This is a genomic window from Vreelandella neptunia, assembly GCF_000712975.1.
GTDB lineage: Bacteria > Pseudomonadota > Gammaproteobacteria > Pseudomonadales > Halomonadaceae > Vreelandella > Vreelandella qaidamensis.
The window spans coordinates 906,199-921,373 of sequence record NZ_JHQL01000001.1 but is presented as its reverse complement, the minus strand read 5'-3'; the positions used below and the strand labels follow the sequence as shown (position 1 = coordinate 921,373).

Genomic DNA, 15,175 nt, shown 5'->3' with positions numbered 1-15,175 from the left:
TTAGCCATTAACCTTTGCCAACTCAGCGCGCATTTGTTGAATAACCGTGTTGTAACCGTGCGGGTCACTTGTTTGGTGAGTGTTGAAGATAGCCGAACCAGCTACAAAGGTATCGGCACCCGCAGCGGCAATGTCAGCGATATTCTCTACTTTAACGCCACCGTCGATTTCTAATCGGATCGGGCGACCCGACGCATCAATACGTGCCCGCGCTTCGCGCAATTTATCTAGCGTACCGGGGATAAACGACTGGCCGCCAAAACCTGGGTTAACGCTCATCAACAGCACCATATCGATTTTGTCCATGACATAATCGAGGTACGAAAGCGGCGTCGCTGGATTGAAGACCAGCCCTGCTTTGCATCCACTATCACGAATCAGCTGTAGCGAGCGATCAACATGCTCAGAGGCTTCTGGATGGAAAGTAATATAACTCGCCCCAGCCGCACTAAAGTCGCTAATCATACGATCTACGGGTTTGACCATTAGATGCACATCGATGGGCGCTGTCACGCCATGGTCGCGCAGCGCTTTGCACACCATCGGCCCGATGGTCAGATTCGGCACATAGTGATTATCCATGACATCGAAATGGACAATATCGGCCCCAGCAGCCAACACATTGTCGACCTCTTCACCAAGTCGCGCGAAATTAGCGGAAAGAATCGAAGGGGCAATCAGAAAGTCCTGCTCGGCGCTCATAATGCGTTCCTAGGTTAACAGGGGAAAAAGAAGATATATCTTACCAGAGCCACCTAGGAAGCCCACCGCCCTGTCGTTAAAGCTCAGCCGTCAAAGAATGAATATCTTTAAATACATATTCCCAAATAGAATATAAAACATAATTGTAATTCCACAATCACAGGTTTAACCTTAGCATCATTGCGATTAAATCGCCCCCAGATGTAAGGAGCCTGTTGTAATGACGCGATCTACTTTTTTCCGTACTGGCCTGCGCCGCAGCCTAATAGCCACCGCTGTTGGCGCTACTATGGCTGCCACCGCTGTTTCTAACACTGCGATGGCTCAAGAGCGCGAGTTACTGAACTCCTCTTACGATATTGCCCGTGAACTGTTTTCAGCTATCAATCCGGAATTCCAAGCGTGGTGGCAAGAAGAGCACGGTGAAGAGATTGCCATTAGTCAGTCTCACGGCGGCTCTTCAGCGCAAGCGCGCGCGATTATGCAAGGAATGCGTGCGGATGTAGTTACTTTCAACCAGGTAACTGATGTTCAAGTGCTTGCGGATGCGGGCTTAGTAGCAGAAGACTGGCAAGACGCATTCGACAATAATGCATCTCCCTACTACTCCACTACTGCGTTTTTGGTCCGTAAAGACAATCCAAAAGGCATCGAAAGTTGGGACGACTTAGTGAAAGAAGACGTGCAAATGGTCTTCCCGAACCCTAAAACGTCCGGTAACGGTCGCTACACCTACTTAGCTGCCTGGGGCTTCGCCGATAACCAATTTGACGGTGATGAAGAAAAAATCCAGGACTTTATGCGCACCTTCCTGCGCAATGTTGCGGTGTTTGATACCGGCGGCCGTGGTGCCACCACAAGCTTTATCGAACGCGGCATTGGCGACGTATTAATCAGCTTTGAATCAGAAGTGAACAATATCCGCAGCGAATACGGCAGCGACGACTACGAAGTCATCGTGCCGCCGGTCAGTATTCTGGCAGAGTTCCCCGTTGCGGTGGTGGGTGAAAATGCTGAGCGTAATGGCAATAGCGATCTTGCTCAGAGCTATCTTGAATACCTCTACCGTGAAGATACTCAGCGCTTGCTGGCAGGCTTTAACTATCGCGTTCACGACGAAACGGTTGTGGCTGAATTTGCTGACCAATTCCCCGATACCGAACTCTTTGAAGTTGAAGATGTGTTTGGCAGCTGGGAAGAAGCAATGGAAAACCACTTTGAAGGCGGAGCCCTACTTGATCAACTGCAACGTCGTTAACGGAATCTCATGAGCCAGCTAGCAATATGGCGGTCCGGCAGTGCTCGCGTGCTGCCGGGCTTTGGCCTGTCTATGGGGATCAGCGTCCTCTTCATTTCGCTGGTACTCCTTCTCCCGATCACTGGTCTATTTGGTCAGTTAGCAGGGCTGAGCCTTGCCGAATACTGGGCCATTATTACCGAAGGTCGTGTGGTGGCCAGTTACATGGTCACCATAGGAGCAGCGGCTGTCGCGGCGCTGGTTAATGCAGTATTTGGCTTACTACTTGCTTGGGTACTGGTTCGTTATGAGTTTCCTGGCAAGCGTCTTCTAGATGCCTTAATGGATTTACCTTTTGCGCTCCCCACAGCGGTAGCAGGTATTACTCTAGCCACACTGTATGCGGGTAACGGCTGGATGGGCAGCTTATTAGAGCCGCTAGGGTTCCAAGTAGCCTACACCTGGGTAGGCATTGCACTGGCCATGACGTTTACCAGCATTCCGTTTGTGGTACGCACTGTGCAACCGGTGCTGGAAGATTTACCCGCAGAAGTTGATGAAGCAGCGATGTCTCTTGGCGCAACCGATGGCGTAGCGTTTCGACGAGTGATTATGCCGCACCTGTGGCCAGCTCTCGTTACTGGCACCGGGCTAGCCTTTGTACGCTCACTAGGTGAGTTCGGGGCGATTATTTTTATCGCAGGTAATATGCCCTACGAAACCGAAATCACTGCGCTGATGATTTTCGTCAAATTGCAGGAGTATGACTACGCTGGCGCTTCTGCAATTGCCTCCGTTGTGCTCTTTGTGTCACTGGCGCTGCTATTGGCGATCAACATTTGGCAAGGTCGCTTTGTACGCCGCTTGCATGGAGGAAAAGGCTAATGCGCCGGATTGGTGATGCACCCGCTGTGCGGCGTTTACTCATTGGCACCGCCCTGTTGCTATCAGCGTTGTTTTTACTGCTTCCGCTAGTGGCCATTTTTGCCCAGGCGTTTTCCCAAGGTGTGATGGTCTTTTGGGCCAACGTTAGCAATACGTTCACCCTACATGCGATTGGCCTAACGCTTGTTATTGCGTTATTGACCATACCGGTATGCCTGGTGTTTGGTGTCGCTCTAGCGTGGCTAGTGACCCGCTTTAGTTTCCCAGGTCGGCGTATTTTGCAAACGCTGATCGATATTCCCTTTGCCGTATCACCCGTAGTGGCCGGGCTTATTTACCTATTACTTTATGGCCGCAATGGTTGGATTGGTGGCTGGCTAGACACCCACGATATTCAACTGATGTTCGCTTGGCCCGGTATTTTAATGGTGACTATTTTCGTGACCTGCCCGTTTGTGGCACGTGAACTAATTCCGCTCATGCAGGCCCAAGGCTCCCGTGAAGAGGAAGCCGCCGTGACCCTCGGCGCGGGTGGTTGGACTACCTTTCGGCGTGTCACGCTACCTAACATTCGCTGGGCGCTGCTCTACGGGATCATCCTCACCAACGCGCGTGCGGTGGGTGAATTTGGCGCTGTGTCGGTGGTCGCCGGGGCTATTCGTGGGAAGACAAACACCTTACCGCTGCACCTAGAGCAGCTTTATCAGGATTACAACGCGGTGGGCGCATTTGCTAGCGCCGCGCTGCTGGCCCTTATTGCCCTGTTAACCCTTGCGGCCAAGGCAGGCCTGGAATGGCGCGCAGCGCGCCAGGAGGCATATTTATGAGTATTCGCCTACAGAACATCGCCAAGCACTTTGCCAACACCCAAGCGCTTGAGCCGATCAATCTGGATATCCATGAAGGCGAACTAGTCGGCCTACTTGGACCGTCTGGCTCAGGAAAGACGACACTTCTACGTATTATTGCCGGTTTGGAGAGCGCTGATCGCTCTCCTCAACCCGGTAAAATATTGTTCGGCGATCGCGATGTAACTAACGTTCACGTGCGCGATCGTCGCATTGGGTTTGTCTTCCAGCACTACGCGCTATTTCGCCATATGAGCGTTTACGACAATGTGGCCTTTGGCTTAACCGTAATGCCTAAAAAGCGCCGTCCTTCCAACGGTGAGATACGCGCTCGCGTATTTAGGCTGCTGGAAATGGTTCAGCTGCAGCATTTAGCTAACCGCTTACCTGCGCAACTTTCAGGTGGCCAACAGCAGCGCGTATCACTAGCCCGCGCCCTGGCCGTTGAGCCTGACGTATTGCTATTGGATGAGCCGTTTGGTGCGCTGGATGCTAAGGTACGCCAGGATCTGCGACGCTGGCTGCGTCGACTGCATGAAGAACTTAACTTTACCAGCGTATTTGTGACCCACGACCAAGAAGAAGCGCTTGAGCTTTCTGACCGGGTGGTGGTAATGAGCAACGGGCGCATTGAGCAAATTGATACGCCTGAAACGCTCTATCGGTCCCCCAAAAACCGTTTTGTATTTGAATTCCTTGGCGACGTTAATCACTTAGAAGGCAAAGTACACCAAGGTATACTTACCTGTGGCGACGCTCATCTCAATGTTGACTTACCTGATGGTAACGAAGAGTTATTGCTACGCCCTCATGAAGTGCGCCTTGCCCAGCAGCCTAGTGCAGAGAGCCACTTACCGGTAACGATTACTGCCATTTCACCGGTAGGTGCTGAAGTACGTGTTGAGCTAGAAGCCGACTGGCTAGCTAAGCCATGGCTTGCAACAGTGCGCCATGCTGATTTTGAGCAGCTTCAGATGCGCCGTGGACAACGCTTGTTCGCGCATCCACGTCAGTGGCACCGTTTTAAAGAAGAAACGGAAAAGCCGAAGCAGCAGACCCGCGCGGCCTAAGCGTTGGTAGCACCTTACGCAAACGCAGCGCTATACTGGCAGTTAACTAAGCCTTTTGTTTGGCTGTCGTATTCGGTCAGTCAAGGGCATGCTTGTAAAATACTGAGCGTAGGCTCAGCGTTTTGATACCTACTAGTTTGTCACCTATTTTCGGTTACAGCGGAGAATTGTATGCGTCGGCGCCATTTTTTACACCTCACTGGTGCGTTGCTTACCAGCATTTTGCTAGCGGGCTGCGCTAGCCCTCAATACCTTCAGCTAAGCCCAGAGCGTAGCGCCAGTGTCCCGCAAACAGGCGCTGGCCAACAGGTCACTGTCATCGCTACCGATGCTCGGGAAAGCGAAGTGATTGGGACCCGCGCGGGTGGCAGTATGTCTACTTCGCAGATTACCGTGAGTAGTCATGAGTTAATTCCACAGCTCCAAGCTGAAGCAGAACGCGCTGTGCGTGATATGGGCTTTAATCCCACACGCGAGGCTGCTCAAGGTCGTCCAAGTATTACGCTTGAGCTGGCAAACCTTAACTATGCCAAAGGTGATAGCGGCCAGCCGTTGATTGACGAAGCGCGCCTTGAAGGGGTTTTCCGGGCAATTGCTCAGAATAAGGGCACAACCTATACGGGCACGTACACATCACGCCGCACCCAGGGCTATGCCATTAAACCCGGTGAAGATGCTAATACACGTATGTTAAACGACTTGTTAAGCGATGGTTTAAACCGTGCGTTTAGTGACCCTGAGCTTGGTCGCTTGCTCGCCCGTTAAACAGTTCATACCGACGGTTTATACTGAGAAAAACTGCCCGCTTGGCGGGCAGATTCATATGCGTGGCCCACGACGCTCTAGCGCCCAAACGCTTTCACTGCGCCCCCGCTCGTCTGCCGGTTTGTTCTCAACCAGCTCAATGCGAAAGTTGGGCACAAACAAACGCTCAATTTCACTATTAGGCACGCTGTAAGGTGGGCCGGCATTACCATCATCATGGGTTAACCCAACTAGCAGCCCCCGGGCTCCTGGGGGCACTAACTGAGCAAGATGAAAGGCATAGCGTTCTCGGGTGGCGGGAGGCAGCGCAATCAGTGAGGCTCGGTCATAAAACGCACCCACTTCTGCCGCCTGTTTGATGTGCAAATGAAAAAAATCACCGCACCACAATTCAACGCTACCCTGGCGTGAGACATTGAACCCTGCTTGGGTATAGCGTGAGACGCCTGCGTTTCGCTGCGCCAGAAACTGCTCTATGGCTTCCGGTGCCAACTCAATACCTAGAACGGGGTGGCCTTCATCTGCTAACCAACGCATATCAAGGCTTTTACCACATAACGGCACAAGCACTTTGGCCCTAGGCGTTACGTTAAGCGCGGGCCAATGCTGCACCAACGCTGGATGCGTATCAGACAAATGAAATCCGATACGTCCTTCCTGCCAACGTTGACGCCAGGGATTTTCCATTGGACCTACCTCACACTCAAAATTTACCCGTAACGCTTGCTGTAGAAACCACTTTAAAACCAGCGGTCTCTCTTTTTACGACGACGTGGTAAATGGGGAACAATCAGGCCGACTAACAAACCAGCACCGGCCACCCCACCGCCGTACATGAAATAGCGCATCAATAAATCTTCTTCTTGCGTATCTAAACGCGCCTGCAATGCGCGCACCTGCTGGCGAGATTGCTCAGCTTCGTTATCTAGCTCGCGATTACGCGCTTCTAAATCAACGATACGCTGCTCACGTACTTCGAGCGTTTCTGTCATTGAAGAGACACGCTGCTCCCACGTATTGTTGATTCCGTCCAGCTCTTGTGTCAGTTGATCTACTTGCGTTTGCAATACAGGCAGCTGCTCACGGGCGCTGGGAGTTTGTTGTAACTCACTGCTCAGCACCCATACAGCATCGCCGCCGTCGCCACGGACGCGAGTATAATCCCCGCTCCTTTCAAGAACTTCAACTTGCTCGCCCGCATTCAGCGTGCCAACAATGCGGTAACCATCCGTTGGGCCGCTACGCACGTAGGTGCTTAACTCATCGCTGACCCAGGCCTGGCTATCAGACTGGGCAAATGCAGGGGCTATCCCAGCGCTCAGCAACACACCAACGGCGGCGGCGTAACAACTATTACGAAGTTTATTTACTTGCATGACGTCATGTCCTGATCATAAAACGCGCGTAGCCGACGAAGCCAATCGCGCGTATCGCTCAAAGCGGTGCGCTTGTCTTAGGCGCTTACCCTTCCCCACGAGGCGGTAACGGGAAGGGACGAGGAAACTCTGCGACGCGGGCATCACTCTTGACAGCTTTTAAAGGGCCTTCACGTTCAACTTCATCAATGCGCACAATAGCGTTAAGCGGCAGGTAACTGCGCTTAACACCTTCAAAGGTGCGCTGTAATTTTTCTGCCCCTGGATCGACAACAACCCGCGACGCATCGTCAAAGACAAACTCCTCGACTTCAATAAAGCCCCAGAGTTCGCTTTGAAAAATTTCTCTGACGTATAAATCCCAGATTTCACCCTGCTGGTGAACCACCACACGGTAGATCGGCTTGGCCGCCATCTTGGCCTATTCCTCTTGCCACTTGAACATAATGTTGAGGCGCCTAGCCTAACATACTCAGGGGTTTGCTCTTTACTACACACTATGAAAAGCACTTATTTTTAGCCATTTTCACCTTCAGAGGCTGCTAATTAGCCGTCGGGAGGCCCTATCGTGTATGGTGAAGTAAGTGGTATGGCAACTTTATTCACTCACCCACAGGAGTCACCATCATGCAAAAGGATCCCAATAAGGGCTATATCGCCCTACTAGGTTGGAGCCTCAATGCGATCGAAGCGGCAGAGAATTTTGACCGCCGCTACATCGTGGTTGCACCCGACTGGGCCGAGGATTACTGCCAAAAACATGATATTCCCTACGTTCCCTGGAATTTTGAGCGTCTCAACGATCGTTCTATCGAAATTGCTGAAACGTTAAAAGAGAAAGGCGTCGATGTTGCAATCCCACTTTATGAAGAGACCGTAGAGTGGGCGGGCGCAATTAACTCTGTCTTGCTCGATAATCCGCGCATTTATGGCCAGTCGTTACTACTTCGCGATAAAGCGCTAATGAAACGCCGCGCACAGCTTGGCGGCATTCGCGTAGGCATTTTCGAAGAAGCCCACGATAAAGATGACGTTGTCCGCTTCCTTAAACGTGTTAACCAAACGCTACTCAAGCTGGATGGCGATCCTAACGACCCTATCCACCTCAAAGCGTTTGATAAGGCAGGGTGTCTTGGTCACCGGGTGATTCGTACACCGGATGAAGTTGATACGATTCCCGATGAAGAGTTCCCGGTGTTGATGGAATCACACTTGGATGGTTGGGAATTTGCCGTTGAAGCGTGGATCCATGACGGTAAGATCGCTTTTCTGAATATCTCAGAGTACGTGACACTTGGCTACTCGGTATTTGTGCCCGCATCTCCTGAACTTGAAAAATACCGCGAGCAGATTACAGCGCAAATTGAAAAACTGATCAAAGCGTTTGATATTGAGTTCGGCCTTATTCACCCCGAGTACTTTGTGACCAGCGATGGTGAAATGTACTTTGGCGAAGTGGCCTATCGTCCACCCGGCTTTAAAGTATTTGAACTTCTTGAGCGGGTGTATGGCTTTAACGCCTACCAAGCTTCGATGCTGGTCTTCGACCCCAAAAGCACCAAAGAGGAAGTTGCGGCTTTCTTTCCCAAAGAAGTGGTGGACGCAGATGGGTTCGCGGGCTGCTTTGGCGTGTATCCCCGCCGTCGGGTTGTTAGCCGCTTAGAGATCCCTGAAGAAACAGAGGATCACCCGTACTTTGAATCTCACGAACTGACATCACCGGTTGAAGAAACCGTCACTAAACGTACAGCGTTTGGTACCCATTGGGGCTTGGTCTACTTTAAAGGTGAAGATGCGCACACACTACGCGATCTTCTTAAACGCCAAGAAGACCTCGACTTCTATGTATAATCCCCGTTACGGCTGGGATAAGGAGTCAACGTGACGACCAATCAAGAGGCATCTTCTTATGAAGATGGCAAGCTTAACGGACTTTTGAAAAAATTTGATGAGGCGGTGCGCCTGCTTATGCAGGCTCCTGCTTTTTCTAAACCGGCAAAGCTGCCTCGCGTAATGGATACTGCGCGCAGAATCTTGATGCAAGAGGGTGGCTGCGCCGCCCTCGAATCTCGCGCGGCGGATTTTGAATCCGCCGGAGTGTTTGCAGGTTCAGACTGGGAAACACCGCAGTTTCTAGTACCTACACTAACTACTTTTTCACTTAGAAGTGCTGACCCTAACGTGGTGGTAATTGAAGCTCTGAGTGAATTGAGGCTTTTAGCAGTTGCCAAAGGTGATTACCTTCACGCACTGGTATCTCAAGAGCACGCTCACCACTATTTAACCCAAGTAATGGCCATTAATTTATGGCTGTTATTTAACGCACCAAGTGAGGCCGAACGAGAAACTCAGGGACGCTTAGCAACTATCCCTAGGCAATTGTTCAAACATTTAGCCGAGCGCATTGGTTACGAACATGTGATTGATCAACTTATTGATGAAATATGGCGCATTTTAAAGCAGCGCCCAATTCAAGTTGATGCCATCAAACAGATGATTACTCAAATTGCGCTGTGCCAAGTCAATCCAGAAATTGATTTAGGCGCAAGTGGCCAAGGGGCTGATAGACTGGTCAGTTCACTTTTTGGGCCAACGCAAGCTTGCCGTGAAGACCCTGGCGTAGCTCTTTATCGTGAACGACTGGAACGTATGGATAATGCTGCTTTACAAGCAGAATCTACCGGCTTCGCCCGAGCCATGCACGACACAGGGTTAGTATCACCCTACCATACGGTTCTTATGCGTTATTTGTTGGAAGAGGGAGACCACCTGCTATCAGAAGCCCTAGGCCTCTCATCAACAGGACGAGATTGCCTTCTGTGCTATCGTGAGTTGGTACATGCCCTGATTCGCAGCGGTGTTTACCCAGCTACTGCGCAGGCGGTCTATGGCTTGGCACTGCTACTTGAGCGGGGCATTCTCTATCAGCCTCCGGTTGCCCCAGCGATGTGGCGACAGCTAAATTTAAAACTTTCAGAATGGTCAGAAGCGCGATTGAACCTTGCCTATGGAGTCGACGCATCACCTCGCGCACGCCTCATTGAAGGTGTGCTATGCATGCTGGGGCTGCCGTTAGGTGTAGGGCAAGGCAACAACCCAACTTGCCAGTCAGCAAGAGCGCTCTCCATGTGGGCCTACAATGATCCGGACTATTTGTTACAAATGGTCGCCTGGGCAGCACGGGATGACGAAATCATTATGCATTTTGAAGGTCAGGCAATCTCTTCAATGGAGAGTGCATCTGGCGTTGCATCTGAACTGCCGATGGATCTAGACCCTGCTTCGTTGATTGTTGTGCCCCATTTGGATCGCATCTATGCAGAGATGGGTAGACGCTGCATTGGCCGTGAAGGCGACCCTCACCGCTGGGTCAACCCAGAGTTCCATGGTTGGTGGTCAGGCCGTGGATTTAGCATTAACGTTGACGTTGCCACCGGCCAACTAAGTGGCGTAGATAACTTTATTCGTCACTTTTATGCCAGCTATCATCCCTATTACAATGGTAACCAACCGCTGATTCATCCTCAGCCAGCAGGCATCGCCGTCACTGACAGTGCCGCTCGGTTTATTGGTTGGCATGCAATAACGATTTTACGCGCGTCTTTAGATCCAAACGATGTCATGAGGATCTATTTTTATAATCCCAACAACGACAGCGGCCAAGATTGGGGAGATGGCGTTAAGGTAAGTACGTCTGGTAACGGAGAGCGCTTTGGCGAGGCTTCTTTACCCTTTGAACAATTTACCTCTCGGCTATATATCTACCATTATGACCCATTAGAGCGAGGCGAACTGGCTACCGTAACGGATGATGAACTTGAGTCTGTAAAAAGCTACCTGCATCGCAGCTGGGGAGCTAGCCGCTTGCCGCCGACAGAGCTTCAGGCAGACGAAGGGCCACACACACCGTAGCAAGGACTCGCCAGACGCGCTGAATAACTGCCACATTGACGACAATGACTCAATTGACACGATTAGACCAACTACTGGTCAGCCAAGGGCTGGTCAGTTCTCGCACCCGTGCGCAGCGATTAATTCGTAACGGACGTGTGTCGCTTCAAGATGGCACGCTACTCGCTAAACCGTCTGAAAAATGGCCGCAAGATACTTTATTGCATATCGATGAAGACCCTGAAGAGCGCTATGTTTCCCGTGCTGGTTTGAAATTAGAGGGCGTCCTTAACGCACTGGATAGGCGCCTGGAAGAGCTTATTGTGTTAGACGTTGGCCAATCAACGGGGGGGTTTACCGACTGCGCATTGCAGTTTGGTGCCCGTCATGTGATTGGCGTAGACGTTGGTCATGCCCAGCTAGCCGAGCGCTTACGTGACGACCCGAGGGTCACTTGTCTTGAAGGCTTAAATGCCCGTTATATGACGTCCTCGACAGAGCTTCAACAAACCGTGGCTAAACATCCTATCGACATCGCCGTAATGGACGTTTCGTTCATTTCTCAGACACTGATTTTGCCAGAGATTGCCTCCCTTCTTCCCACTGGGGGGCAACTGCTTTCATTGGTAAAACCACAGTTTGAGTTAGAACCAGGCGCACTAGATAAGCGCGGCATTGTGCGTGACGCTAGCCGTTATAGCGACGTAGAGCAAAAGATACGCGATGCTTGTACTGAGTGCGGCTTAGTCATTAGCCACTGGCAGGAAAGCCCGATTACCGGCAGCGATGGTAATCGGGAGTTTTTACTGCTCGCGAGTAAACATGAAAAACCAAGCGCTTAACACCAACGCTGATGCTAACCTTAAACCTATCGATTAATGGTAATTAGCGGTTAGCAGAAGGCAGTTGGTTAGCTGACTGCACTTTAACAGACTCACCTGGGTCACGGTGCAGCCACACGTCCATTTGTTCGAAGGCCACCCGTACCCCTGCTTCACGGAACAGCTCGTCAACTCGGCAGTTAACTTCGTCAGCAGCAAACAGGCGGTCAAGCAAATCGTTAACGAAAATACGCACCTCAAAATTCAAGCTGTGCGGACCGTAGTTCAGACAGAAAACCTGAGGCTCTGGATCTTCTAGCACGCGAGGGTTTTCATCCGCAGCTTGACGCAGTAGTGCGTGCACTAAAGGCAAATCAGAGCCATGAGCAACCCCATAAGTTAGCACCACGCGGGTCACATTATCTGACAACGACCAATTGATGAGCTGATCCGTTACAAACGTTTTATTTGGAATGATGATTTCTTTTCGGTCAAAGTCAGTCACGGTAGTGGCCCGTATGCGAATTCGGCTCACTGTGCCATGAAGATTACCGAGCGTGATAGTGTCGCCAATGCGAATTGGGCGTTCAAATAGAATAATCAAGCCGGAAATAAAGTTGGCAAATATCTCTTGAAGCCCAAAGCCTAAGCCGACACTTAGTGCAGCCACCAGCCACTGCAATTTATTCCACGAAACGCCCAGCGTCGCCAACGCCATCACAACCCCCGTACCCACAATGGTATAAGAGAGTAGTGAACTGATGGCATAAGCGCTGCCCTGCTTTAATGACAGGCGTGAAAGCACCATCACTTCCAACAAACCAGGCAAGTTACGCGCCATAATAAAGGTAATAGCAACTACCAGCAGCGCCGTAAATACATCGGAAAGCGATAGCGCGTCACCGACTAAATCACCCTCTTCCGCATCCCATATGGCTACTTGATCCAAATACCCCAACACGGCCAGCAGGTCTGACCACACAAGATACAGCAGGGCACTGAAGCCGATTAACAAAATCAACTTTGATAAGCGTAAGGATTGCGAGTTGATCTTTTCCATATCTAAAGGTGGCTCTTCAACGACCTCCAACCCACCTTCTGCCCCCTCTTGCACTTGAGCACGACGCCTGGCAAGCGCACGTCGATACGCTAACCGGCGGGCCGCCACTGCTAGGCTACGAACAACGGTAGCCTCAACCACGACCCACAAGCCCAACAGATAAAGCGTTATCGCAAAGCGAGCCACCAGTTGCAAAGCCGTATACTCATAGCCCCAGAGCACCAGCCCTAGCAGCACAAGCGGTACCGACGCCATGGCAAGCCCTAACACCAACCGAAAGAGTCGCACACCGAAAAACGGTACATGAGCTAGGATTAACAGTGCCAGCCACCAGCTCATGGCTATTAAACCTGCGGCAAAGAGACCGATCGCCACCGGGCGTAACGCTAGCGGAGTTTCCATTTGCCCTGAAAGCGCAGCAATAGCAACCACCGGAACTAACGCTACCCCCAATCCACCCAGCAGTTTACGCAACCGCGATGTATAAGCTGGCGCCCAAGTAAAATGACGCTCTGCAACACCATCGTGGACAAGAAGACGACGCCCTAAAGCCACAACCGCCCAGCTTAGCGCCAGCTGCATTAGCGCGGGTGAAACGCTACTTGCTAATGCTCCTTCAGCTTCACTTAGAGCAACACCAATCCCTGCCAAACCCAGTGGGCCTGGCGATGCCAATAGCACGTTTAAAAGCACAGCCTTTGTTGTATGTAACTGAGTATCACTTTTCAGCCGGCCTATTTGTGAATGAATTAGCTCAAGCCGTGACTTAATTCGTCGGCGCAGCCCAATCAGCATTACGCCAAGTAAAACAACCGGCGCGCCACTTAGCATTTGCCAAGAGAAGCCTTGCCATTGAGAGGGCAAAATTGCCCGCCACTCACCTTCTCGCCACTCCAGTTGAAGGTTATGGGGAATTTGTCGTAACCAATTGAAATCCAGAGGACGGCTATTCGCTACCCAGAATAGCTGCTCATCGATAGTTGCCCGTAAATCTCGCGTTGTTGTTAATAACTGTTGTTGATTTAGCTGTAGCTCAATCGCGGCACTGAGCAGGCTGCCATAGGACTGTTCAAGCTGCTCTACTAATTCACGGCGCGACTGATAAAGCCGCGTTAGGGAGTCCACTAGCCCTGGCGTGACATCTACCCCTGCTTCCTGCAAGCGCTGAGCCGCCAAACGATCGCTTTGGCGTAGCTGATCACGCTGTCGAATCAAGTCAAATTGCTTGAGACGCAGATCGGCAATCTCATCCTGCAAATTACGCTTTGGCGCAACCAGAGGTAATGACTGTCGCTGCTCTCTTAGAATACGTGATAACAGCTGGCTACCACGAATAGCGTCAATTTGCTCATTAAGGCTGCGCTGAAGTTGCCGCACATGATCTAACTGGCGCTGGGCCTCAATATTTTCACGTATAATGCCATTCGCTCGATCCGTGGCCCGCAGCAATTCAAGACTCAGTGCTTGGTTAGTTTGCTGGGCATTGAGCACCACTGGATGCCCTTCTGCGATCAGCGGATCATTTTTTGCTGCATCCGCAATGGCCTGCTCAGAAAGCAGCCGCCGCTGGCGGTCAATGACACCTTGCAATAAGTTAAGCTGCTGCTCCTGCTGATCTATTTGTAGTTCAATAAGCTCCCGCCGCTCTTGTGCCAGCTCACGTAACCGACTATTAGCACTCAGTTCGCGTTGATTGAGGCTAACTTCCTGCTCAGCAAGGGCACGCTCAATGCGCCACTGAATTAATTGTGCATCGTTGCGCGCTGACAGCTGCCGATCGCCTAGCAGCGCTTCTCGCTCATCCGCTTGGCGCCGTAAACTTTCAGCGCGTTGCAGCGCATCTGAAATGGCTTGCTGAGCACGCTCAGGCAGCGTTTGTGCTGCCAATAGCTGCGAGTTAACTTCAGCCAATTGGCTTTGCAACTGCTGAAGCTCTACCACAGCTTCTGCTTGCTGTGCTTCTAGCTCCTCCAGCGGCATGTCACTAAGGTTACCTAGCGACAACTGCTGGCTTTCCTCTTCAGCGGCATTTAGCTCGCGTTCTAGGCGGAGCAGTATTTCAGGTGCCTGAGCAACCCGCTCTTCTAACGCGCTAAGGCGTTCTTCAACCGCGTGGAGACGCTCGTAGCTTTGTAATGCAGCAGACAAGGCTTCTTTAACCTGGTTCTGCTCTGTGGTCAGCTCACTTTCTTGAGACTCAAGCTCAGCTAATCGTTCAGATAACTGTGCCTCAGAGGGGACTTGCTCAAGCAGCGGTGTTTGCGCGTATCCGGCACCAGTAAATATTAACAATAAATAAACACAGAAAAGCTTAGAGAGGTGCTTAGAGAGTACCTTCAGCGCGTTTATAACCACGTTACCTATGCCTCATCGACATGAATACTACCCCAACTAAGAAGCCTAACCACGAAGACCATTTGTAAGGTGATCATTGTCAGGCGTTCTGGCGTCTTACGCAATCTAACGCGCTTGCTGAACAGGATATATTGACTTACACGATGGGCGTGTTAGAAGAGACTG

General features: G+C 51.2%; 13 protein-coding genes. 8 read left to right on the top strand and 5 right to left on the bottom strand.

The window, feature by feature from the left end:
• On the bottom strand, window positions 1-702 hold the full coding sequence (rpe, locus tag CR46_RS0104270) for a ribulose-phosphate 3-epimerase (protein WP_030070270.1): 702 nt from the start codon (window positions 700-702) through the stop codon (window positions 1-3).
• A 220-nt stretch (window positions 703-922) separates the two neighbouring features.
• On the opposite strand from rpe, the gene cysP reads away from it, so the two are divergent.
• The 5 genes from cysP (at window position 923) to CR46_RS0104245 (ending at window position 5,507) form a co-directional block, all read left to right on the top strand.
• Entirely contained in the window at window positions 923-1,960 is a 1,038-nt protein-coding gene (gene cysP, locus CR46_RS0104265) for a thiosulfate ABC transporter substrate-binding protein CysP (protein WP_030070269.1), read from the top strand.
• 9 nt (window positions 1,961-1,969) lie between these two features.
• Window positions 1,970-2,824 carry a sulfate ABC transporter permease subunit CysT gene (gene cysT, locus CR46_RS0104260; protein ID WP_030070268.1) on the top strand — a complete coding sequence of 285 codons (855 nt, stop codon included), beginning with the start codon at window positions 1,970-1,972 and terminating at the stop codon, window positions 2,822-2,824.
• A complete protein-coding gene (gene cysW, locus CR46_RS0104255) occupies window positions 2,824-3,651 on the top strand; it encodes a sulfate ABC transporter permease subunit CysW (protein ID WP_030070267.1) in 828 nt (275 codons plus the stop codon). The genes cysT and cysW overlap by 1 nt, the downstream gene beginning before the upstream one ends.
• Complete coding sequence (locus tag CR46_RS0104250; protein WP_030070266.1) at window positions 3,648-4,742, top strand: sulfate/molybdate ABC transporter ATP-binding protein; 1,095 nt, start codon at window positions 3,648-3,650, stop codon at window positions 4,740-4,742. The genes cysW and CR46_RS0104250 overlap by 4 nt, the downstream gene beginning before the upstream one ends.
• Before the next feature lie 171 nt (window positions 4,743-4,913).
• Window positions 4,914-5,507, top strand: coding sequence for a YajG family lipoprotein (locus CR46_RS0104245; protein ID WP_030070265.1), 594 nt, complete (start codon window positions 4,914-4,916; stop codon window positions 5,505-5,507).
• Window positions 5,508-5,561: 54 nt separating this feature from the next.
• On the opposite strand, the gene CR46_RS0104240 is transcribed toward CR46_RS0104245, so the two are convergent.
• The 3 genes from CR46_RS0104240 to CR46_RS0104230 form a co-directional block, all read right to left on the bottom strand.
• Window positions 5,562-6,194, bottom strand: a complete 633-nt coding sequence (locus tag CR46_RS0104240) for a thiopurine S-methyltransferase (protein ID WP_030070264.1) — start codon at window positions 6,192-6,194, stop codon at window positions 5,562-5,564.
• A gap of 53 nt (window positions 6,195-6,247) precedes the next feature.
• Window positions 6,248-6,883 carry a TIGR04211 family SH3 domain-containing protein gene (locus CR46_RS0104235; RefSeq protein WP_030070263.1) on the bottom strand — a complete coding sequence of 212 codons (636 nt, stop codon included), beginning with the start codon at window positions 6,881-6,883 and terminating at the stop codon, window positions 6,248-6,250.
• 85 nt (window positions 6,884-6,968) lie between these two features.
• Window positions 6,969-7,298 (bottom strand): DUF1820 family protein, encoded by a 330-nt coding sequence (locus CR46_RS0104230; RefSeq protein WP_009100748.1) that lies wholly within the window; start codon window positions 7,296-7,298, stop codon window positions 6,969-6,971.
• 212 nt (window positions 7,299-7,510) lie between these two features.
• Between CR46_RS0104230 and CR46_RS0104225 the strand changes: the two genes are divergently transcribed.
• From CR46_RS0104225 to CR46_RS0104215, 3 genes are read left to right on the top strand one after another with little or no spacing between them, the layout of a single operon-like run.
• A complete protein-coding gene (locus tag CR46_RS0104225) occupies window positions 7,511-8,734 on the top strand; it encodes an ATP-grasp domain-containing protein (RefSeq protein WP_030070262.1) in 1,224 nt (407 codons plus the stop codon).
• Window positions 8,735-8,764: 30 nt separating this feature from the next.
• Entirely contained in the window at window positions 8,765-10,795 is a 2,031-nt protein-coding gene (locus CR46_RS0104220; RefSeq protein ID WP_030070261.1) for a hypothetical protein, read from the top strand.
• Window positions 10,796-10,848: 53 nt separating this feature from the next.
• Entirely contained in the window at window positions 10,849-11,616 is a 768-nt protein-coding gene (locus CR46_RS0104215) for a TlyA family RNA methyltransferase (protein ID WP_030070260.1), read from the top strand.
• 43 nt (window positions 11,617-11,659) lie between these two features.
• Here CR46_RS0104215 and mscK read toward each other — a convergent pair whose 3' ends face one another.
• Window positions 11,660-15,010, bottom strand: coding sequence for a mechanosensitive channel MscK (gene mscK / locus CR46_RS0104210; RefSeq protein ID WP_030070259.1), 3,351 nt, complete (start codon window positions 15,008-15,010; stop codon window positions 11,660-11,662).
• Window positions 15,011-15,175: the final 165 nt, after the last annotated feature.